The following is a 19,891-nucleotide window of genomic DNA, read 5'->3' on the forward strand; positions in this document are numbered from 1 at the left end:
TGTCACGAATGATGTTTCGGTTTCCCCCCGAATCACCAGGGGAGTGATTCGGACAATGGCAATGCTGTCGCGGATCGCCGCCGGCGAACATCAGGCAATCGGCCGCAGTGTGGTAGTCAGTCCTGACTAGTCCCGCAGTGTCATTGCTGGGGTGGGACTAGTCCTTCAGCGTGGCTGGACCGAGGACAGCAGGCCGATGCGCATCGAGGTCACCAGTGCCTGCGCCCGGTTGGTGGCGCCGAGCTTCTGGTAGATGCGGGCGATGTGCGTCTTGGCGGTCGACTCGCTCATGTAGAGCCTGCCGGCGATCGCGGCGGTCCCGAGCCCGTCGGCGAGGAGGTCGAGCACCTCCTGCTCACGCTCGGAGAGCCTCGGCCGGTCGTCGCTGGCCCGGCGCATCATGGCGCCCGCCAGCCCGGCGCACAGGAACGTCTTCGGCGACACCCTGGCGTGCCGGGCGGCGCTCACCACCTCGGAGGAGGGGGCGTCCTTGCCGACGAAGGCCGAGGCCCCGGCCTCCATCGCGGCGAAGATCTGGTCGTCGCCGGAGTGCATCGTCAGCATGACCAGCCCCACCTCGTCGCTGTCCTGCCGGATCGAGCGGATGATGTCGAAGCCGGTGCCGTCGGGCAGCTGCAGGTCGGTGACCAGGACGTCCGGGCGGAGCTGCTCGAAGAGGGCGAGCGCCTGGACGACGTTGGCCGCCTGGCCCACGATCTGCATGTTCGGGTCGCGCTCGAAGGCCCGGGCGAGCCCGTGCCTGATCAGCTCGTGGTCGTCCACCAGGACGACGCGCGTGGTGGGGGTCTCGGTGTCCGTGGTCATGCTTGACCAGTCCTCTCGGTCGCGCTCGTCTGCAGGCGGGTGGTCGGATCCAGGGTCAGTCGGAGGACCGTGCCGGGGCCCTGCACGGCGTTGTGCAGCTCCAGCTCCGCACCGATGCGGCGGGCCCGCTCGCGCATGATGCGGACGCCGTGCGAGTCGTCGCGGCCCCGCTGCAACCCGCGGCCGAAGTCCCGGACGACGAGCTCCGCGCCCGGGGTCCGGACCCGGCACGACACGTCGATGCGGGCGGTGCGGGCGTGCTTGATCGCGTTGTTGATCCCCTCCTGGGCGATCCGCAGCACCTCGGCCTCAACCGCCGGACGGAGCCGGCCGGAGCACTCGTCGAGGTCCACGGTGACCTGGACGCCGCTGCGGCGTCCGAGGTGGTCGGCGAGCGCCTCGATTCGCGCGCCCAGCGACCGCGAGTCACGTGACTCGCTGCGGAGGCCGAAGACCGACTCGCGGAACTCCGAGACCACGTTGCTCAGCTCCCGGCGCAGCTCCGCGACCTGGTCGGCCTGGTGGTCGGCCGAGCCGACGGCCAGGTCGTCGATCAGGTAGCCGAGCGAGGCCAGGTCCTGTGCCACCCCGTCGTGCATCTCCCGCGCCAGGCGCTGCCGCTCCTCGGCCGTGGCCTCGTCGCGCACCTCACGGAAGAGCATGGCGGTGTCCAGCTGCAATGCCGCGGGCGCGAGCCGTTCGGTGAGCGCGAGCAGGTCGCCCTCGAGCGAGCCGGACCGCTCGTTGGACCACGGCGCCAGCGTCCCCACCACGACGCCGACCAGGCCGGCATCGGTCCGCAGGGGGATCCCCAGCTCACGCTGCGCCTTCGCCGGCCGCCCCGAGACCAGCACCATCCGGCACAGCGTCTCGTGGTGGTCCCTCTGGGTCGCGTCCGGCTCACCCTCCAGGAGCGGCACGAACGCACTCCCGTTCACGGCGTACACCACCGACCCCACCAGCGGGACGTCGGCGCGGACCAGCGTGAGGATGTTGTCACTGATGCTGACCGGGTCGAGGCCCTCCGTGAGCTGACCGGAGAGCTTCAGCAGCTGGGTGATCAGCTCACGGGCGTCCCGGTAGGAAGTCGTGGTGGCTGCCGAGGTGGTCCGCGCCACGAACGAGCCGACGACGCCGAAGCCGAGGCCGACCATGAGCCAGGTCAGCGAGGCACCCACGATCGCCGCCGTCAGCTCCAGACGACCGGTGCTCAGGGCCATGCCGAGGACCCCCACCTCGGTGGCGAGCACGGCGGCGATGCCACGGTGGCCCTTGAGCAGGCCGCCGATGAACGCCGGGACGACCAGGGCCGGCAGGAGCACGGTCGACTCGGCCAGGCTGAGGGCCGCCAGGGCGGTGACCAGGCCGGCCTCGACGGACAGGGCGGGGATCGCCGGGACGCCACGCAGGCCGTCGGTGAACGTGGCCAGCATCCAGCCGGCCGAGATCAGGATCGCGTTGAGGATCGCCCGGTCGTCGCCGATGACGGCGATCGGCGCGGCCAGCGCCACCAGGGCGAAGACCCGGGCGCCGGCGGAGAGCGACGCGAGCCGGGTCCGATCGTCCACGGGGAGCACGTCAGAAGTTCTGGGTCACGCTGATGACGGCCGGGCCCATCACCACGAGCAGCAGGCAGGGGAGGATGAACAGGATCACCGGCACCATGATCTTGACGGGGATCTGGCCGGCCTTCTCCTCGGCCCGCTGCCGGCGCTTCATCCGGATCTCCTGGGACTGCACCCGCAGCACCTGGCCGATCGGGATGCCGAACGAGTCGGCCTGGACCATGGCCCCGACGAAGGACTTGACGTCTCCGAGGGTCGTCCGCTGGCCGAGCCCGCGAAGGGCGTCGGCCCGGCCGCGTCCGATCTGCATCTCCTGCAGGACCCGCCCGAACTCCATGGACAGCGGACCCTCGGTGTTCCGGGCGACCTGCTGCACGGCGGCGTCGAACCCGAGACCCGCCTCGACGGAGATGGTCAACAGGTCCAGGGCGTCGGCCAGCTCCTTCAGCATGAGCGCGTTGCGCTTGCTGGCGACGTTGTAGAGGTAGATGTTGGGGGCCTGGAACCCCACTGCGGTGCCGAGGACCACGATCAGGATCCGGACCGGGAGTGAGAGGTCCCCGCCGATGGCGACCAGCGTCGACAGGCCGAAGCCGGCCACGAGGCCGAGCACCTTGGTGGAGGCGACCCGGTCGACGGTCCATCCCGCCGGGTTCCCCGCGCGGTCGAGCCTCTGCCGGATCCGCTCGGCCTGGTCGGCGCCCGTGATCCGACGACCGATGCTCTGGAAGCGCAGGGCGAGAGGAGCGAGCACGCGCTCACTGAACGGTGGGTCGAGCTCCTTGGTCATCTCCTCGGGGGCGCTGGTCATCGCCTCCAGCACCTCGATGGAGCGCGAGACCCCACGGCTCTCCGGGCTGAACGCCGCGAGCGCCGCGAACACCAGGAAGAGCGCGCCGAAGATCAGCATGATGCCCAGCAACAAGGTCATGGTCATGTCACACGTCCATCTTCACGATGCGGCTGATCATGAACGCCCCCAGGCCGAGCAGGGCCGCGGCGCCGCCGAGCATGGCCCACCCGAGGGTCTCGGTGAACATCGGCGACACGTACTCGCGACGGACCGCCACGAGGTAGACGAGCATCCCCGGGGGGAGTGCGCCGAGGATGTATCCCGACAGCTTGCCCTCCGCCGCCAGGGTCTGGATCTGCCTGCGCAGGTAGTCGCGCTCCCTGAGGGTGCCCGCGACGATCGTCAGCAGCTCGGCCAGGTTTCCTCCGACCTCGCGCTGGATGCGGATCGCCATGACCACCCAGGCGAAGTCCTTGCTCTCCAGCCTCTGGGCCACGCCCGCCAGTGCGTCCTCGAGCGTCACCCCGAGACGGGTCTCGATCAGGACGCGCTTGAACTCGCCGGCGATGGGCTCGCTGCCCTCCCGGACGACCGTGTCGATCGACTGTGCCATGGACATGCCCGCGGAGAGGCTGCCGGACATGAGCTGCAGGGTGTCGGCGAGACCGGCGTTGAAGGCCTTCAGCCGACGCTTCCGCTTGAAGCCCAGGAAGACCCAGGGCAGCACCGCGCCGACGACCAGGAACACGACGACCAGGAAGATCTGCCCGCCGCCGAGCAGCATCCCGACGAGCCCCGCCAGCATCGTGATGCCTCCGTGGGCGAGCAGCCACTCGGAGGGCCTGAGGGCACTTCCCGACGCCTCGAGCCGGTTCTCGATCCGCGACTCGAGTCCACGGTTGCGCTTGAGCATCGTGGCGGCCGCGTCCTTGACCTGGGTGAAGGCCGCCGCGGACTCGGCGGGGTTCCCCGCGTGCTGCCCGGAGCCGCCACCCGATCCTGCCGCGTAGGCCGCGATCCGGTCCTCGACCGTCGCCGGGCGCTTCGGGCCGGCAACGGAGACGACCCCGGAGAACAGCAGGAGCATGCCCATGCCCATCGCGGCGAGCCCGCCGTACATCGCCTCCTTGGGGATGAGGAGCCCGCCGTCGCTGCCGGGGTCCAGAGTGCGCAGGTCGATGCCGGCGGTGGCCTCCTGGACGATGGTGTACGTCGTGCCGCTCAGCGTTCCGCTCTCGGTCGGCGCCGTGACCTGCACGGTCGTCTCGGCGTCGGTGAGCCCGGCGGGAAGGGACGCGGTCACCAGCACCTGGCGGGCCAGCGAGTCGGCCTCGTCGGCGAAGACCCGGGCCAGGCCCCCGGCGTTGGCGGAGATCACCGATCCGCCGCCGACGTCGGACATCGCCTTCAGGGGTGCCAGGTCGTCGAGCGGCTGGTCGAGGCCGACGACGTTGACCTGGATCTCGGCCTCGGTGATCGTGTCGATGACGTCCTCGGCCGGCGTCTTGCTGGTGTCCTTGCCGTCCGAGAGCAGCAGGATGGTGCGCTGGCCCTCGTCTCCCGCGGCCTCGACGGCCTGCAGGACCCCGTCGTTGAGCCGGGTCGCCCGCGCCAGCTCCAGCCCGGCCACCACTTCGCTCGCGGCCGCGCGGTCCAGGGCGGGCTCGAAGACGGTCTCGACGTCGGAGTCGAAGGTGACGATGCCGACGTACACGTCGTCGGGGGCCGTGTCGAGGAACGCGTTCGCGGCCGCCTTCGCTGCGGCGAAGCGTCCCTGCTTGACCATGCTGTTGCTCGTGTCCATCGCGAGGATGGTGGTGCGTCGCACCACCTCGTCACTCTCGGCGGCGAGCTCGCCCGAGGCCTCGACCTGCTTGCCGGCGATCGTGACCGTCATCGCGTCCGGGTCGACCTCGGCGTCGGGCGGGACGGAGACCAGGATCTGCACGCCGCCGTCGGAGGGCTCGACGTAGTCGATGCTCAGCTCGTCCGCGGCCTGGGCCGCGCCGCCGACAGAGACCACGGCGGCGGCGAGTCCGAGGGCCAGCAGGGCCCGAGGTGCCCTGAGCATCAGCGGCCGTCCATGGCGAACAGCATCGGGTCCACGGTCACGTTGGCGTGCGCCATCTTCTCGAGGAACTTCGGTCGCAGGCCGGTCGAGATCAGTCCGCCCCGGGCCCGCCCGTTCGCGTCGAAGCCGGCGGAGTGGTCGTAGACGAAGACGTCCTGGAGGGTGATCACGTCACCTTCCATCCGCTCGACCTCGGTCACGTGGGTGATGTGCCGGGAGCCGTCCTTGAACCGGGCCTGGTGCACGATCAGGTCCACCGCGCTGGCGACCTGCTCGCGGATCGCGCGCATCGGCAGGTCCATGCCCGCCATGAGCACCATGGTCTCGATGCGCGAGAGGGTGTCTCGGGGACCGTTCGAGTGGACCGTGCAGATGGAGCCGTCGTGGCCGGTGTTCATGGCCTGGAGCATGTCGAGCGCGGAGGCGTCGCGGACCTCACCGACGATGATCCGGTCCGGCCGCATGCGCAGGCTGTTCTTCACCAGGTCGCGGATGTCGATCGCGCCCTTGCCCTCGATGTTCGCCGGCCGCGACTCCAGGCGTACGACGTGGTCCTGGTGCAGCTGGATCTCGGCGGCGTCCTCGATCGTGACGATCCGCTCGTCGGAGGGGATGAAGGACGACAGCACGTTCAGGGTCGTCGTCTTGCCGGCGCCGGTGGATCCGGAGACCACGATGTTCAGCCGGCCGCGCACGCACGCGTCGAGGAAGTCGGCGGTGCGCTCCGAGAGCGAGCCGAACCTGATCAGGTCCTTGGCCGTGAGCGGGTCGGCGGAGAACTTGCGGATGGTGAGGATGGAGCCGTCCAGCGCCAGCGGCGGGATGACCCCGTTGACACGGGACCCGTCGGGGAGGCGCGCGTCCACCATGGGGCTGGACTCGTCGACGCGCCGACCGATGCGGGAGACGATCTTGTCGATCGTCCGCCGCAGGTGCGCCTCGTCGGTGAACCTGACGGGCACCGCGGTCAGCTTCCCGCCCTTCTCGAGGAAGATGCTGTCCGGTCCGTTGACCATGATCTCGGTGACGTCGGGGTCCCGCAGGAAGGGCTCGATGGGACCGTAGCCGAGGATGTCGTCGGTGATCTCGAGCGTGACCTGGGTCCGGTCGCCGCTGCTGAGCGGCTTCTCCTGGGAGCCGAGCACGTCCTTGAGCACCTGCCGGACCCGGCCGGAGAGGTCCTCCTGGTCCATGTTGGCGTCGTAGAGCTGGGGGCCGAGCTGCTTGAGCAGCTCCTGGTGGACACTGGCCTTCAGGTCCTCGAGCCGGTCCTTCTGACCCGCGCCCATCGACAGGCGCTTCGCAGCCGAGGGCGCCTCGTCGACCGCGACGTCCGCGGCTCGCTTGCCGAGCGTGGGTCGCTCCTCCGTGGCCACGGACGGCGCGTCGTCGGCGGCCTGGCCGTCCAGCCCCTCGGCGACGGGCTGCGCGCGACGGAGTCGATCACCTAGCGTGCTCATCGCACGTCACCTCTTCTTCCGGAGCCGGCGGGACTTGCGGTCGCCGTCGGACGATGTCGCGGGAGCCGCGTCGGCCACCCCCGGGTGCTCGTCGCCGAGCTGGTCGGCCAGCCGCGCCGCGAGCTCGCGGAAGGCGGCGCTGGCCGGGTGCCCGGCGTTGCTCACCACGATCGGCTTGCCCGCGTTGGTGGAGGCGGCGATGTCGAGCGAGGAGGGGATCGCCGTGGTGATCGGCATCCCGAGGATCTGCGACACCTTGTCGACGTGCAGCCCGACCGCGTCGTCGGCCCGGTTCAGCACCAGGTGCCGGTTGTCGGGGGCGAGGTTGAGCAGGTCGAGGGTCTCCAGCGCCACCTTGACGTTCTTCAGGGTCGGCACGTCGAGGGTCGCCACGATCACGCACTCGTCGGTCTCGTCGAGCGCCTGCAGGGTCTGCTCGTCGAAGCTGGGGCAGGTGTCGACCACCACGTAGTCGAACTCCTGCTTGAGGGTGCGCATCATGCGGGCCACCAGCGTCGCCGACACCCGGTCCCGGGCGTCGGGGAGGCTGGGGGCGGCCAGGACCATCAGCGACTGCTCGTGCCGGGTCAGCAGCGACTCGACCATCGGGAAGTCGATCGCGTCCTCGCCGCCGATCGCCTCCTCGATGGTGTGGCTGGGGAAGAGCTGCATCGTGATGGCGACGTCGCCGAAGGCGAGGTCGAGGTCGATCAGGCAGACCTTGCGGGACCCGCCGTCGGCCAGGGCGAGCGCCAGGTTGACCGCGGTGGTGGTCTTGCCGACGCCACCCTTGGGTGAGAACACCGTGATGACGTGACCCTGGGCGGTGCCCGCGGTGTCGCCGTGCAGGGCCGCCCAGAGCTGCCCGGCCCGGTCCACCGCGGTCACGACCGAGTCGATGTCGGTGCTGAGCACCACGTCCCGGCAGCCGGACTGCATCGCCCGGTGGAGGAGGGTGGTGTCCATCTCGTCGCGCACCAGCACGACGCTCGTCGACGGGCGGGTGAACCGCATGGACTCGCTGACCGCCAGCGCCTCGTCGAGGTCGAGGTTGGGGCCGATCACCACGGCGAACTCGTTGTCGCGGTGGGTCATCCACGCCTGCAGGGCGTCCGTCCCCTCGACCCCGTGCGTGCCCGGGGGCAGCACGGCCATCAGCGACTCGACGACGGTCGGGTCCTTGTCAACGATGACTGGCATGACGCCTCACTTGAAGAGGTTGGCGAAGGTGATGCCCGGGGTCTTGTCGACCTTGGACTTCTCGGTGAGAAGGCCGAACGAGAGCTCGCCGTTGTTGGCGGCGTAGGCGATCCGCTCGGCCTGCTCCTGGTCCACGGCGAGGGTCATGAGGGTGGCCGGCAGCTGCTCGGTGGTCTCCTCGCCCTCCTCGGTGACCTTGGTGGAGGTGATCGTGGAGGTCTGCCCGACGCCCAGCACGAACACGCGCTGCAGCAGCGTCCGGGCGTACCCCGTCTGGGTGGCCGGGTTCGACGCCGACAGCAGGATCGAGACCTCCGAGCCCGGGTTGACGAATCCGGCGACCCGGGCCGGGTCGGTCAGGTTCACCGACACCGCCATCAGGCCGTCCGGGATCGCCAGCACCCCGGAGACCGGGTCGGCCGAGCCGGCCCAGCGGTCCGCCACGATCTGCTCGTTCGGCAGGATCTGGGTGGTGGCGACCTGACCGCTCAGGGCGGAGAGGTTGGTCTGGGCGCCGTCGAGCTTCTGGTCCTTGGGCACCTCCTCCAGCTGGAACTTGCCGGCCGCTGCGGCGTCGTCGAACGCCTCGCCGAGCTGGATCGGCTGCACGGCCTTGAGGACCTCCACCGAGGCCACGTTCTCCTTGGCGCGGGTGTCCGCGCCTTGCACGTAGAGGAATACCAACATCGTGCCGAGCGCGGCGATCAAGGCCGCGACCACGAGCAGGATCTTTCGACGGTCCATGACTCCAACTTCCAGGGGCTGCGGAGCGGGATACGGAGCTTCCCCACCCATCCCGACGCACAGGGCGATTTCCGAAACACAAGATGTCACGCAGGTCTGGCCGCTCGGTTCAAAGTCGAACCATATGACTCAGATGGACTAGACCGGGCCCCAGTGAGTAGTCATCCGGAGCGGCCGACCGGTGCCCCCGCCGCCGCAGGTCAGCGGGTGTAGAGCGACTCGATCTCGTCGCGGAACTCGCGCTGGACGACGGCGCGCTTGAGCTTCAGGCTCGGCGTGAGCTGGCCGCCCTCCTCGGTCCAGTCGCCGGGCAGGATCACGAACTTGCGGATGGACTCGGCCTTGGACACCGCCTTGTTCGCGTCCTCGACGGCCGCCTCGATCTCGGCTCGCAGGTCCGGGTCGTCCACCAGCTCGGAGAGTCGGGTCGACTTGCCGCGCTCCGCGGCCCAGTGGGGGAGCGACTCCGGGTCGAGGGTGACCAGCGCGGCGATGAAGGGCTGTCCGTCCCCGACGACCATGCACTGGCTGACCAGCGCGTGCGACCGGAGCCGGTCCTCGAGCACCGCGGGGGCGACGTTCTTGCCGCCGGCGGTCACCAGGATCTCCTTCTTGCGTCCGGTGATCCGGACGAAGCCCTCGTCGTCGAGCTCGCCGACGTCCCCGGTGTGCAGCCAGCCGTCCCGTTCGAGGACCTCCCGGGTGGCGGCCTCGTCGTTCCAGTAGCCGGCGAAGACCTGGCCGCCGCTCAGGAGGAGCTCGCCGTCGTCGGCGATCCGCACGGCCGAGCCCGCGAGCGGGCGGCCGACCGTGCCCACCTTGTGCGCGTCCGGCAGGTTCACGGTGACCGCGGCGGTGGTCTCGGTCAGGCCGTACCCCTCGAGGACGGTGAGCCCGATCCCGCGGTAGAAGTGGCCGAGCCGCTCGCCGAGCGGGGCCCCGCCGGAGACGGCGTACGCGCACCGGCCGCCGAGCGTGGTGCGCAGCCGGGCGTAGACCAACCGGTCGAAGACCGCGTGCTGGGCGCGCAGGCGGATCGGCACCCTCCCGCCGTCCCGGGCGCGACTCCACGCGATCGCGGCCTCCGCGGCCCGGGTGAAGACCGCCCCCTTGCCGTCCGCGACGGCCCGCTGCGAGGCGGTGTTGAACACCTTCTCGAAGACCCGGGGCACGGCGAGGATGAACGTCGGCTGGAAGTCGCCCAGGTCGGCGACCAGGTTCTTGATGTCGCTGGAGTGCCCCATCCGCACGCGGGCCTTGATGCACCCCACCTGGATGATCCGGGCGAAGACGTGGGCCAGCGGCAGGAACAGCAGGGTGGAGCGGCCCCCAGCCTCGAACAGCTCGTCGAGCTCGGCGATCGCCACGCCGAGCTCGAACATGAAGTTGCCGTGCGTGAGCATGCAGCCCTTGGGGCGCCCGGTGGTGCCGGAGGTGTAGATCAGGGTGGCCAGGTCGAGCGGTGTGGCCGCCGTACGCCGCTTCTCGAGCTCGGCGTCGCTGACGTCGGAGCCGAGTCTGCGCAGCACGTCGACGGCGTTGTCCTCGATCGTCCAGACGTGGTTGAGCTCCGGGAGGTCGCTGCGCATCGAGGCGACCCGGCCGAAGTGCTCGGTGGTCTCGGCCAGCACCGCCCGGGCCCCGGAGTCCCCGAGGATCCAGCCCACCTGCTCGGCGGAGGAGGTCTCGTAGACCGGCACCGTCACGGCTCCGGCGAACCAGATCGCGTAGTCGAACAGCGTCCACTCGTAGCGGGTCCGGGAGATGAGGGCGACCCGGTCGCCGGCCTCGACGCCCGCGGCCACGAGGCCCTTGGCCACCGCCGCGACGTCGTCGCGGAACTCGGCGGCGGTCACGTCCACCCACTCGCCGTCCTGCTTCCGGCTGAGGACCACGTCGTCGCCGTGGTCGCGGGCGTTGGCGACGACGTCGTCCGTGAGGTTGCCGGTGACCGGGACGTCCACCGTCAACGGCGTCGAGAACTCACGCAACCTCGGCCTCCTCCTCTGGGTGTCCGGTCGCAGGTTACCGGCCCGGAACCCGGTCTCGGTATCCGGTACGCTCGCTGCACCATGGCCGATCAGACCACCTCCTCCATCGTCATCGACGCGCCTCCGAGCGCGGTCATGACCGTGATCGCCGACTTCGGGTCGTACCCGGCCTGGGCGAAGGGCGTGCAGACCGCGGAGGTGCGCAGCACCTTCCCGGACGGCCGGGCCCGGGAGGTCTACTTCGAGCTCGACGTCTCGCCGATCAAGGACCAGTACACGCTGGCCTACACCTGGGACGACGACCGCGCGGTCACCTGGACCCTGGTCGAGGGGAAGATGCTGCGCGCGCTCGACGGCGCCTACCTGCTGCGTGACCTCGGCGACGGCTCGACCGAGGTGACCTACCAGCTGGTGCTGGACGTCTCGATCCCGCTCATCGGCATGCTCAAGCGCAAGGGCGAGAAGATCCTGATCGACACCGCGCTGAAGGGCCTGAAGAAGCGCGTCGAGTCCCTCTAGGCCTCCGTGCGGATCCTCCTGTTCACCGGCAAGGGCGGTGTCGGCAAGTCCACGGTCGCGGCCGGTACGGCGGCCCTGGCGGCCTCGCGAGGACAGCGCACCCTGGTGCTGTCCACCGACGCCGCGCACTCGCTGGCCGACGCGTTCGGCACGCCCGTCGGTGCGGAGCCGACGGAGGTGGCCGAGCACCTCTTCGTGCAGCAGGTGGACGCGCAGCGCCTCTTCGAGCAGTCCTGGGCGGACATCCAGGGCTACCTGCTGACCGTGCTGGACGTGGCCGGCGTCGACCCGGTCGCGGCCGAGGAGCTGACCGTGATCCCCGGCGCGGAGGAGGTCCTCGCCCTGCTGGAGCTGCGTCAGCACGCCCTGTCTGGGGAGTGGGACGTCATCGTCGTGGACTGCGCGCCGACCGCGGAGACCCTCCGGCTGCTGGCCCTCCCGGAGGCGCTGGGGTGGTACATGCAGCGCGTGTTCCCGTTCGAGCGCCGGGTGGTAAAGGCCCTCAAGCCGGTGCTGACCAAGGCCGCCGGGGTCCCGATGCCCGAGGACTCGGTGTTCGACGCCGTGGAGCGGCTGCACGCCGAGCTGGACCAGGTGCGGGCCCTGCTGTCCGGCGACGACGCCAGCGTCCGGCTCGTGCTCACCCCCGAGGCCGTGGTCCTGGCCGAGGCCCGGCGGTCCTTCACCACCCTGTCGCTGTTCGGCTACCGGGTCGACGGGGTGGTGGCGAACCGGGTCTTCCCCGACGGTGCCGGCGACCCCTGGCGCGAGGGCTGGGTCGCTGCACAGGCGCGGGTGCTGGAGGAGGTCGAGGAGTCCTTCGCCGCGGTCGACCGCTGGCGCAGCGTCTACCGACCGGGCGAGCCGGTGGGGGTCGAGGCCCTGCGCACGCTCGCCGAGGACCTGTACGACGGCTCCGACCCGCTCGCCTCCCCGTCGGGGCCGCGGCCGCTGACCGTCGAGCGGACCCCGGGCGGTGCCGTGCTCCGGCTCGCGCTGCCGTTCGTGACCAGGGGCGAGGTCGATCTCGCCAGGCACGGCGACGAGCTGGTGGTGACCGTGGCGTCGTATCGTCGACTCCTGTCGCTGCCCACCGGCCTGGCCCGGCACCGGGTGGCGGGGGCACGCGTCGAGGAGGGTGCCCTGCAGGTGAGATTCGAGGAGAGGAAGCCGTGAGCGACTCCAGCGACGACGGACCCGGCGGCCACGAGGTCGGCTCGCTGGGCGAGGAGGCGGCCAAGCTGCTCGGCGCCTTCTCGGACTGGGCGCGCGAGCAGGGTCACGACGCGGCCGACGGCGTCGGGCACGGTGCCGCGGACGCGGCCGCCGGTGCCGCCGAGGCCCTGCGGAACGTCGGCGAGCACCTCTCCACCGGCGCCCCCGAGTGCACGTACTGCCCGGTGTGCCGGGTGGTGCACGCGGTCCGGGCGTGCAGTCCGGAGGTGCGCACCCATCTCGCCGTCGCCGGGATGTCGCTGGTGCAGGCGGCCTCCGCGCTGCTCGCCACCGCGACCCCGCACGACCGGCGCGCCGAGGCTGCTGCCGAGGACCTCGAGCACATCGACCTGGACGACGACGAATGGCCGGAGCACTGATGGGGCACACGATCGGGATCGACGTGGGCGGCACCAAGATCGCCGGGGGAGTGGTGGACGCCGAGGGCCGGGTCCTCGACCGCCGCCGGGTCGAGTCGCCGGCACAGGACTCCGCCGCGATCGAGAAGGCGATCGTCGACCTCGTGGTCGGGCTGTGCGCCGACCACCCCGTGGACGCGGTGGGGGTCTCTGCCGCCGCCTTCGTCGACAACGCGCGGTCCACCGTGGTGTTCGCGCCGAACCTGGCCTGGCGCGACGTCGAGCTGCGCGCCGACCTCGAGCGGGCGCTCGACCTGCGGGTGGTGGTCGAGAACGACGGCAACGCCGCGGCCTGGGGCGAGTTCGCCCACGGTGCGGCGGTCGACGCCGACGACCTGCTGATGGTCGCGGTCGGCACCGGCGTCGGTGGTGGCCTGGTGCTGGACGGTGCGCTGCACCGCGGCTCCTTCGGCATCGCCGGCGAGATCGGACACCTGCGGGTGGTGCCGGGGGGTCGTCCGTGCCCGTGCGGTCAGCGCGGCTGCCTCGAGCAGTACGCCAGCGGCACCGCCCTGGTGGAGGACACCCGGGCCCTCGTGTCGGCCGGCTCACCCGACTCCGAGGTGCTGCTGACCCGGGCGCGGGGCGAGGTCGGCGCGATCGACGGGCCCATGGTCACCGAGCTGGCCCGGCAGGGCGACCGGTTCGCACTTGCCCGGATCGAGCAGCTCGGACAGTGGCTGGGCGAGGGCGTCGCCAGCCTGGTCGCCGTGCTGGACCCCGGCGTGGTGGTGGTCGGCGGGGGCGTGTCCGAGGCCGGCGACCTGTTGCTCGACCCGGTGCGCGCGGCGTTCGCCGCCCACCTCACCGGCGGCGGGCACCGCCCCGTCGCGGAGGTGCGGGTCGCCACGCTCGGCAACGACGCCGGGCTCATCGGCGCCGCCGACCTCGCCCGCCGCTGAGATCGGCCGCGACGGGCGCGCGGGTCAGTCGACCAGTCTGATGATCCGCGGGCCGACGCCGAAGTAGTCGGTCACCTGGCCACTGGTCCGGGTCGGCAGGGCCCTGCTGTTGAAGAACACGACCTTGAGCGACTCGACCTTGTTCGACGCCATGGTGACTCCGTTGTCGGCGCTGGCCGAGCTGCTGCCCCGGATCGAGGAGGCCGCCACTGCCTCGTCGGTGAGGAACGCCGGCCGGAAGTCGATGATGGAGTACTTCAGGCTGCCGCCGTTGGCCGGCTCGATGTGGAGCACGGGGACGTAGAAGAACCGCGGCGAGTCGTAGATCGACGGGTCCAGCACGGCGTCGCCGGTGTAGTTCGGCCGGGCGAAGTCTGCCAGCGACGTGGTGCCGTCGGTGATGAAGCAGGTGAGCACGTCGTTGTTGATGCTGTAGCTGCCCGACGCGTTCACGGTCCGGTTGGTCCCGCCGTTGCACCCCGGCGTGGTGGGCTTGGTCGTCAGCCGCCCCGGCGCCGGGATGCCACTGCCGGTGATCATGCCGGACGTGGTCGCATTGGCCGGCAGACCGGTGTCGGTGTCGACGCAGTTGGTGCCCGGCCTCAGCCCCGGGTTCGGCAGGGCGCTGACGACAGCCCCGTTCAGGCCGTCGACGCACAGCCCGGTCGGCAGCCAGGTCTGGTGCTTGGTCAGCGTGAGGGGTGCCTGCAGGTTCGTGGCCATGTTCATGGCCAGCTGGTCGTTCACCGACGGCACGTCGGTGCGCTGCAGCTTCAGGGCGCCGAAGTTGCCGGAGCTGGAGCCGGCGTCGCACTCCAGCACCGGGTCGCCGACCCGGAAGGCGGGTGCTTGGTTCTTGTCCGACCACCTGCCGGTCAGGGCGAGCGGGCCGTTGAGCTCGTAGACCCGGATGTAGTAGACCTTCTCGCTCCCCGCCACCGCGGTCGGCACCGGCACGGTGATCGTCTTGCTGGAGTTGTTGTTGGCCGTCCACGGCACGGGAGGCAGGAACGGGTGCAGCCCGCCGCCCGGGTCGGTGAACGAGGTGGCCACCACCGGAGCCCCGCCGTCCGAGGGGAAGAAGCCGACGTGGATCGCGTTCTGGAACCGCGAGCCGGTGAGCTGGACCTGCTGGCCGAACTGGTTGACGTCGATCCGCTGGGGCGTCACCCCGGTCAACTGGGTGTTGTTGGTGTCGCCGTCGAACGCGAGGGTCGGCACGGGCACCGGCGTCACGTGGCCGTTGGCGGGGTCGGTGATGGTCTGCCGCCCGTAGTCGCACGGCGCCACGGCGTACACGGGCAGCGCGCCCAGGGGCGAGAGGACCTTGACCGTGGCGTGCGCCTGGACGTCCTTGTTGTCGGTGCCGAAGATCCCGGCGAACCCGTAGTCCACCAGGCTGGCCGGCGCGAACACCTGGAGCCCGCCGTTGCCGCGGCGGACGCATCCGTTGTCGTAGAGGTTCGTCGTGGTGTTGACCGTGCAGGCCTGCAGCTGTGCCGCGGTCACGCACGGGTTGGCGTCGCTGCAGACTCCCGCGCCGTTCTGCGGCCGGTTGCTGTTCATGGAGTCGGCCACGGCCTGGTAGACGGCGGCCGGGATCGTGCCCGTGTTCCCGTTGAGGTTGCGGGCCGCCCCGAGCGCGCCGAAGTCGGCCTGGCCCTGCACGTCGGACTTCCGGGCCACGGCGTTGCCGAGGTCGACCGCGAGGACTCCCATGGCGACCAGGAAGGAGGCCAGCAGCGCGAACAGGACGGCGTACGCTCCGCTCTCGTCCTTGGCGCGGCGGGGTCGGGTCACGGCACGCACGTGTCGCTCCCGTTCGGCGCCTGCTCGTCGGTCTCCATGCGCGCGTCGTAGGTGCGGGTGACCGTGCTCGGGATGCCGGGGAAGTAGTTCAGGACGTCGGAGTCGGCCGTGATCGTGATCGTGATCGGGTCTCCGACCGAGAGGGTGCTGGGCGCCGGCGCGACCGTCACGGTGTCCAGCTGCGGGGAGTGCCCCTTCGCGAACGCGGTCCGGTCCGAGGTCCAGCAGTCGCCCACGACGACGCGTCGAGCGGTCTCACGGGCGGCGCTGTTGGCCGTCTCGGCCACGTAGAAGAAGTAGCCGTACTCCACGATGCCCAGGACGATCGTGATGAAGATCGGCAGGATCAGCGCGAACTCGACGGCAGCCGCGCCGTCCTCGCGCTTCTTTCGTCTCATCATCTCCGTGTGCCCCTCGTCATCTCCGTGACCCCCTCCGCTCCTGGAGACCCTGACAGGGCCCCATCCCCCATGCAGAGGTCCTGCGACGGCTGAGTCTAGGAAGGCTCGCGCCCGCGCCGCACCGCTTTGGGTGGACATGACCCGTTCGGGTGGCCTGCGGTCTAGTCATCGCCGCCCCGCCGCGAGCCGGGCGGTGCCCGGGCCGAGGCGTGGGACAGGATGACCCCGTGGCGGACAGTGGTGTCTGGGTCGGGGTCGACGTCGGCGGCAGCAAGGTGCTGGCCGGGGTCGTCGACGATCGCGGACGGGTGCTGAGGACCAGCCGTCGGACCACTCCCGGTCGGGCCGAGCGGGTGGAGCAGGTCGAGGACACCCTCAGCGCGGCGGTCCTGGAGGCCGCCGACGGGTGCGACGTGCTCGGTGTCGGGGTCGCGGCGGCCGGCTTCGTCGACGCGGCGGGGGAGCGGGTGATGTTCGCGCCGCACCTGCCCTGGCTCGACGCTCCGGTGCGGGCCCGGCTCGAGCATCGCTGGCGGGTGCCGGTGGTCCTGGACAACGACGCCAACGCGGCGGCGTACGCCGAGGGACGCTTCGGCGCCGCCGCCGGAGTCGACACCTCGGTCGTCGTCACCCTGGGCACCGGCATCGGGGGCGCGCTGCTGCTCGATGGCCGGATCCATCGTGGGGCCAGCGGCATGGCAGGGGAGTTCGGGCACATGCAGGTGGTGCCGGACGGACTGCCCTGTGAATGCGGTGGCCGGGGGTGCTGGGAGCAGTACTCCTCGGGGAACGCCCTGGTGCGCTACGTGCGGGACCGCCTCGGCGGCCGACCGTCCGCTCTGGCGACACGATGCGCAGGCGACCCCGCACGGGTCAGCGGGCCGATGGTCACCGAGGAGGCGGAGGCCGGAGACCCGCTGGCGAGAGAGGCGTTCGCGCACGTGGGCGACTGGCTCGGCGTCGGGCTCGCCAACCTGGTCGCGGCCCTCGACCCGCACCTGATCGTGGTCGGCGGCGGCGTCTCGACGGCCGGGGATCTCCTGCTGGAGCCGGCGCGGCTGGCTCTGCGCCGGGCGCTCGTCGGGGCCGGGCACCGCGGCGTGCCCCCGCTCCGGCCGGCCCGGCTGGGTCCCGAGGCCGGTCTCGTCGGTGCCGCGACGATGGCGCGAGAGTCCGGAGCGGCCGCCGCGCGGCCGGATGGCCGGAGTCAGCCCCGGCGGTAGTCCGGGACCAGCTCGACCGCCAGCTGCTCCAGGAACAGTCCGACGTCGGTGACGATGCCGCGCGCCTGGGACGAGCCCCGGTCGGCGAGCTTGGTGACCGTGGCGGGGTTGATGTCGACGCACACGAGCGGGACCGACGCGGGCAGGATGTTCCCGGTCGCCACCGAGTGCAGCATCGTCGCGACCATGAGGCAGAAGCCGACGTCGGGCAGCTTGGCCCGCATGGCGCGCTGGCCCTCGATGACGTCGGTGTGGACGTCGGGCAGGGGGCCGTCGTCGCGGACCGAGCCCACGAGCACGAACTCGCGGTCGTGGGTGACGAGCGAGTGCATGATGCCGCCGGTGAGCACACCGTTCTCGACGGCGGCGCGGATCGAGCCCTGCTTGCGGATCGTGTTGAGGGCCCGGATGTGGTGCTCGTGCCCGTGCTCGACGCCGCGGCCCTCCGCGAGGTCGATGCCGAGGGAGGTGCCGAACAGCGACGACTCGATGTCGTGGGTGGCGAGTGCGTTGCCGGCGAAGAGCACGTCGACGAAGCCGGCCTCCACCATCGCGACCATGGCCGGTGCCGCGCCGGTGTGCACGACGCCGGGTCCTCCGACCCACAGCACCTTCTTGCCCTGCTGCTTGGCCTCGCGCATGCCGTCGGCGACCTGGCGGACCAGCACCGCCTGCGGCTTCTCGGAGGAGACCTCGGACTCCATGAACCCGAAGGCCTCCGCGGACTTGTCCGGCACCGGGACCGTGACCCGGATGCCGGAGGCACCGCAGATCACCTCCATGCCGGCGCGGACGTCGGACATGGGCAGCGTGTAGACCCGGGCCGGGGTGCCGGACTCGTCCCGCTCGAGGATGAGACCGCAGTCCATCTCCGGGTTGCCGACCTCGAGCCAGGTGCCCTCGACCCGGACCCGGGTCTCGAGGTTGGTCGTGGAGTAGAAGAACTCCGGCAGTACGCCGTCCTGCTCGGCGACCGCGACCTCCGCCTCGCCCGGGTCCACCTGGTTGACGCCGCGGGTCTGCAGACGCATCAGCAGCCGCTGCAATGAGGGGTCGTCGTCGGCGATCACCGTGATCAGCGCCCGGGACGGGTCGTCGGTCTCGCGGCCGACGTCGAACCGGTCGATGACGTAGTCGCCGGCATACTCCCGGATGTCGTTGAGGACCCGCGACAGGATGCCGTGGTCCATCAGGTGGCCGCTGATCTCGACGCTCTCTCGCACACTCACGGCCCCGACCCTAGTAGGTCTCCCGATCGTGGTCCCCGGTGGTTGAGGAGCGAGCGCCAGCGAGCGTCTCGAAACCACCCCGCCCCGCTGGTTGAGGAGCGAGCGCCAGTGGTCCCCGGTGGTTGAGGAGCGAGCGCCAGCGAGCGTCTCGAAACCACCCCCTCGGCTGGCGTGCTGGTTTCGAGACGGTCGCTGCGCGACCTCCTCAACCACCGATGTGCAGCCGTGGTCTTCGCTGGTTGAGGAGCGAGCGCCAGCGAGCGTCTCGAAATCACCCCGCCCCGGTGGTTGAGGAGCGAGCGCGGTCCCCGGTGGTTGAGGAGCGAGCGCCAGCGAGCGTCTCGACACCGGAGCGAGCACGGCCCCCGGTGGTTGAGCAGCGAGCGCCAGCGAGCGTCTCGAAACCACCCCGCCCCGCTGGTTGAGGAGCGAGCGCGGTCCCCGGTGGTTGAGGAGCGAGCGCCAGCGAGCGTCTCGAAACCCACCGGGCGCCGCTTCCCACCCGGTGGACGTGCATAACGACATGCAGCCGCCGCCCTCCAGCGCCGTACGGCACTCCGAGGCGGGGTGCTGCACGTAGTCCTGCCCGGGCGCCGGGGTGCGGCACGCGAGCGGCGCGACCTGCTCGACCGGGCGACGGTGGTTGCCCTTCGAGACGGCGCTGGCGCGCCTCCTCAGGAACCGGGGCGAGCCCGGTCCTCGGTGGTTGAGGAGTGAGCGCCAGCGAGCGTCTCGAAACCACCCTCGGCTGGCGCGTGGTTTCGAGACGGGCCTTGGCGGCCCTCCTCAACCACCGACGTGCGAGCCCGGTCCTCGGTGGTTGCCCTTCGAGACGGCGCTGGCGCGCCTCCTCAGGAACCGGAGCGAGCGCCAGCGAGCGTATCGAAACCACCCCCTCGGCTGGCGTGCTGGTTTCGAGACGGTCGCTGCGCGACCTCCTCAACCGGCGAGCCTGGGCAGCCGTCCACAGCTTTGGAGGCTCGTCCTGGCCCGCGGCCTTCCCATCTGCGACGGTCGGGCATGGCCTGGGCATACGTCCTTCACTGCGCGGACGGCTCCTTCTACGCCGGCAGCACCGTCGACCTCGCGCGGCGGGTCAGCGAGCACGAGCTGGGGCTCGGCGCCGAGTACACCCGAAGACGTCGGCCGGTCCGGCTGGTGTGGTCCGCGGAGTTCGCGCGGATCGACGAGGCGTTCGCTTTCGAGAAGCGGGTGCAGGGTTGGAGCCGGGCCAAGCGGATCGCGCTGATCGAGGGCCGGCTGGCGGACCTGCCGGAGCTGGCACGGCGCCGGCGGTAGCGGGTTTCGACGCGCTCGCGGAGCTCGCGGCTCAACCGGCCGGGTGGTTTCGAGACGGTCGCTGCGCGACCTCCTCAACCACCGGGTGGTTTCGAGACGGTCGCTGGGCGACCTCCTCAACCACCGAGCGACGGGTTTCGAGACGGTCGCTGGGCGACCTCCTCAACCACCGGGGCGCAACCGGCGGGTGGTTTCAAGACGGTCGCTGGGCGACCTCCTCAACCAC

The 19,891-nt window shown here is 71.1% G+C and carries 17 protein-coding genes; 6 read left to right on the forward strand and 11 right to left on the reverse strand.

Annotated elements, in window-relative coordinates:
• Positions 1-165: 165 nt before the first annotated feature.
• From IE331_RS05890 to IE331_RS05925, 8 genes are all read right to left on the reverse strand, one after another.
• Positions 166-825 (reverse strand): response regulator transcription factor, encoded by a 660-nt coding sequence (locus IE331_RS05890; RefSeq protein ID WP_192141354.1) that lies wholly within the window; start codon positions 823-825, stop codon positions 166-168.
• Positions 822-2,393: a sensor histidine kinase gene (locus IE331_RS16930; RefSeq protein WP_192141356.1), complete on the reverse strand. Its 1,572-nt coding sequence runs from the start codon at positions 2,391-2,393 to the stop codon at positions 822-824. Before IE331_RS16930 ends, IE331_RS05890 begins: the two co-directional genes overlap by 4 nt.
• A gap of 10 nt (positions 2,394-2,403) precedes the next feature.
• Positions 2,404-3,327 carry a type II secretion system F family protein gene (locus IE331_RS05900; protein ID WP_192141358.1) on the reverse strand — a complete coding sequence of 308 codons (924 nt, stop codon included), beginning with the start codon at positions 3,325-3,327 and terminating at the stop codon, positions 2,404-2,406.
• Position 3,328: 1 nt separating this feature from the next.
• Positions 3,329-5,254, reverse strand: coding sequence for a type II secretion system F family protein (locus IE331_RS05905; protein ID WP_192141367.1), 1,926 nt, complete (start codon positions 5,252-5,254; stop codon positions 3,329-3,331).
• Complete coding sequence (locus tag IE331_RS05910) at positions 5,254-6,714, reverse strand: CpaF family protein (RefSeq protein WP_192141369.1); 1,461 nt, start codon at positions 6,712-6,714, stop codon at positions 5,254-5,256. Before IE331_RS05910 ends, IE331_RS05905 begins: the two co-directional genes overlap by 1 nt.
• Positions 6,715-6,720: 6 nt before the next feature.
• Positions 6,721-7,914 carry an AAA family ATPase gene (locus IE331_RS05915; protein ID WP_192141371.1) on the reverse strand — a complete coding sequence of 398 codons (1,194 nt, stop codon included), beginning with the start codon at positions 7,912-7,914 and terminating at the stop codon, positions 6,721-6,723.
• Between the two features lie 6 nt (positions 7,915-7,920).
• The gene (cpaB, locus tag IE331_RS05920; RefSeq protein WP_192141373.1) at positions 7,921-8,658 is read right to left on the reverse strand and encodes a Flp pilus assembly protein CpaB; all 738 of its coding nucleotides are present in this window, start codon (positions 8,656-8,658) and stop codon (positions 7,921-7,923) included.
• A gap of 200 nt (positions 8,659-8,858) precedes the next feature.
• Entirely contained in the window at positions 8,859-10,649 is a 1,791-nt protein-coding gene (locus IE331_RS05925) for an AMP-dependent synthetase/ligase (protein ID WP_192141375.1), read from the reverse strand.
• An 81-nt stretch (positions 10,650-10,730) separates the two neighbouring features.
• Between IE331_RS05925 and IE331_RS05930 the strand changes: the two genes are divergently transcribed.
• The 4 genes from IE331_RS05930 to IE331_RS05945 are packed head-to-tail and all read left to right on the forward strand — an operon-like array spanning position 10,731 to position 13,704.
• Entirely contained in the window at positions 10,731-11,168 is a 438-nt protein-coding gene (locus tag IE331_RS05930; protein ID WP_192141377.1) for an SRPBCC family protein, read from the forward strand.
• Between the two features lie 6 nt (positions 11,169-11,174).
• Positions 11,175-12,344, forward strand: coding sequence for an ArsA family ATPase (locus tag IE331_RS05935; protein ID WP_192141379.1), 1,170 nt, complete (start codon positions 11,175-11,177; stop codon positions 12,342-12,344).
• Positions 12,341-12,763 carry a hypothetical protein gene (locus IE331_RS05940; RefSeq protein ID WP_192141381.1) on the forward strand — a complete coding sequence of 141 codons (423 nt, stop codon included), beginning with the start codon at positions 12,341-12,343 and terminating at the stop codon, positions 12,761-12,763. The genes IE331_RS05935 and IE331_RS05940 overlap by 4 nt, the downstream gene beginning before the upstream one ends.
• Entirely contained in the window at positions 12,748-13,704 is a 957-nt protein-coding gene (locus tag IE331_RS05945; protein ID WP_201931170.1) for an ROK family glucokinase, read from the forward strand. The genes IE331_RS05940 and IE331_RS05945 overlap by 16 nt, the downstream gene beginning before the upstream one ends.
• A 24-nt stretch (positions 13,705-13,728) precedes the next feature.
• Here IE331_RS05945 and IE331_RS05950 read toward each other — a convergent pair whose 3' ends face one another.
• Both IE331_RS05950 and IE331_RS05955 read right to left on the reverse strand, forming a co-directional pair.
• Positions 13,729-15,504 carry a TadE/TadG family type IV pilus assembly protein gene (locus IE331_RS05950; RefSeq protein WP_192141383.1) on the reverse strand — a complete coding sequence of 592 codons (1,776 nt, stop codon included), beginning with the start codon at positions 15,502-15,504 and terminating at the stop codon, positions 13,729-13,731.
• A complete protein-coding gene (locus IE331_RS05955; RefSeq protein WP_201931173.1) occupies positions 15,501-15,914 on the reverse strand; it encodes a TadE/TadG family type IV pilus assembly protein in 414 nt (137 codons plus the stop codon). The genes IE331_RS05950 and IE331_RS05955 overlap by 4 nt, the downstream gene beginning before the upstream one ends.
• Positions 15,915-16,141: 227 nt before the next feature.
• On the opposite strand from IE331_RS05955, the gene IE331_RS05960 reads away from it, so the two are divergent.
• Positions 16,142-17,137: an ROK family protein gene (locus tag IE331_RS05960; RefSeq protein WP_192141386.1), complete on the forward strand. Its 996-nt coding sequence runs from the start codon at positions 16,142-16,144 to the stop codon at positions 17,135-17,137.
• Here IE331_RS05960 and IE331_RS05965 read toward each other — a convergent pair.
• The gene (locus IE331_RS05965; RefSeq protein ID WP_192141388.1) at positions 17,122-18,366 is read right to left on the reverse strand and encodes an ornithine cyclodeaminase; all 1,245 of its coding nucleotides are present in this window, start codon (positions 18,364-18,366) and stop codon (positions 17,122-17,124) included. The two genes, IE331_RS05960 and IE331_RS05965, sit on opposite strands and share 16 nt — an antisense overlap.
• Positions 18,367-19,386: 1,020 nt before the next feature.
• On the opposite strand from IE331_RS05965, the gene IE331_RS05970 reads away from it, so the two are divergent.
• Entirely contained in the window at positions 19,387-19,665 is a 279-nt protein-coding gene (locus IE331_RS05970; RefSeq protein ID WP_192141390.1) for a GIY-YIG nuclease family protein, read from the forward strand.
• The last annotated feature ends 226 nt before the right edge of the window (positions 19,666-19,891 follow it).

The organism is Nocardioides donggukensis, assembly GCF_014842875.1.
Classification (GTDB): domain Bacteria; phylum Actinomycetota; class Actinomycetes; order Propionibacteriales; family Nocardioidaceae; genus Nocardioides; species Nocardioides donggukensis.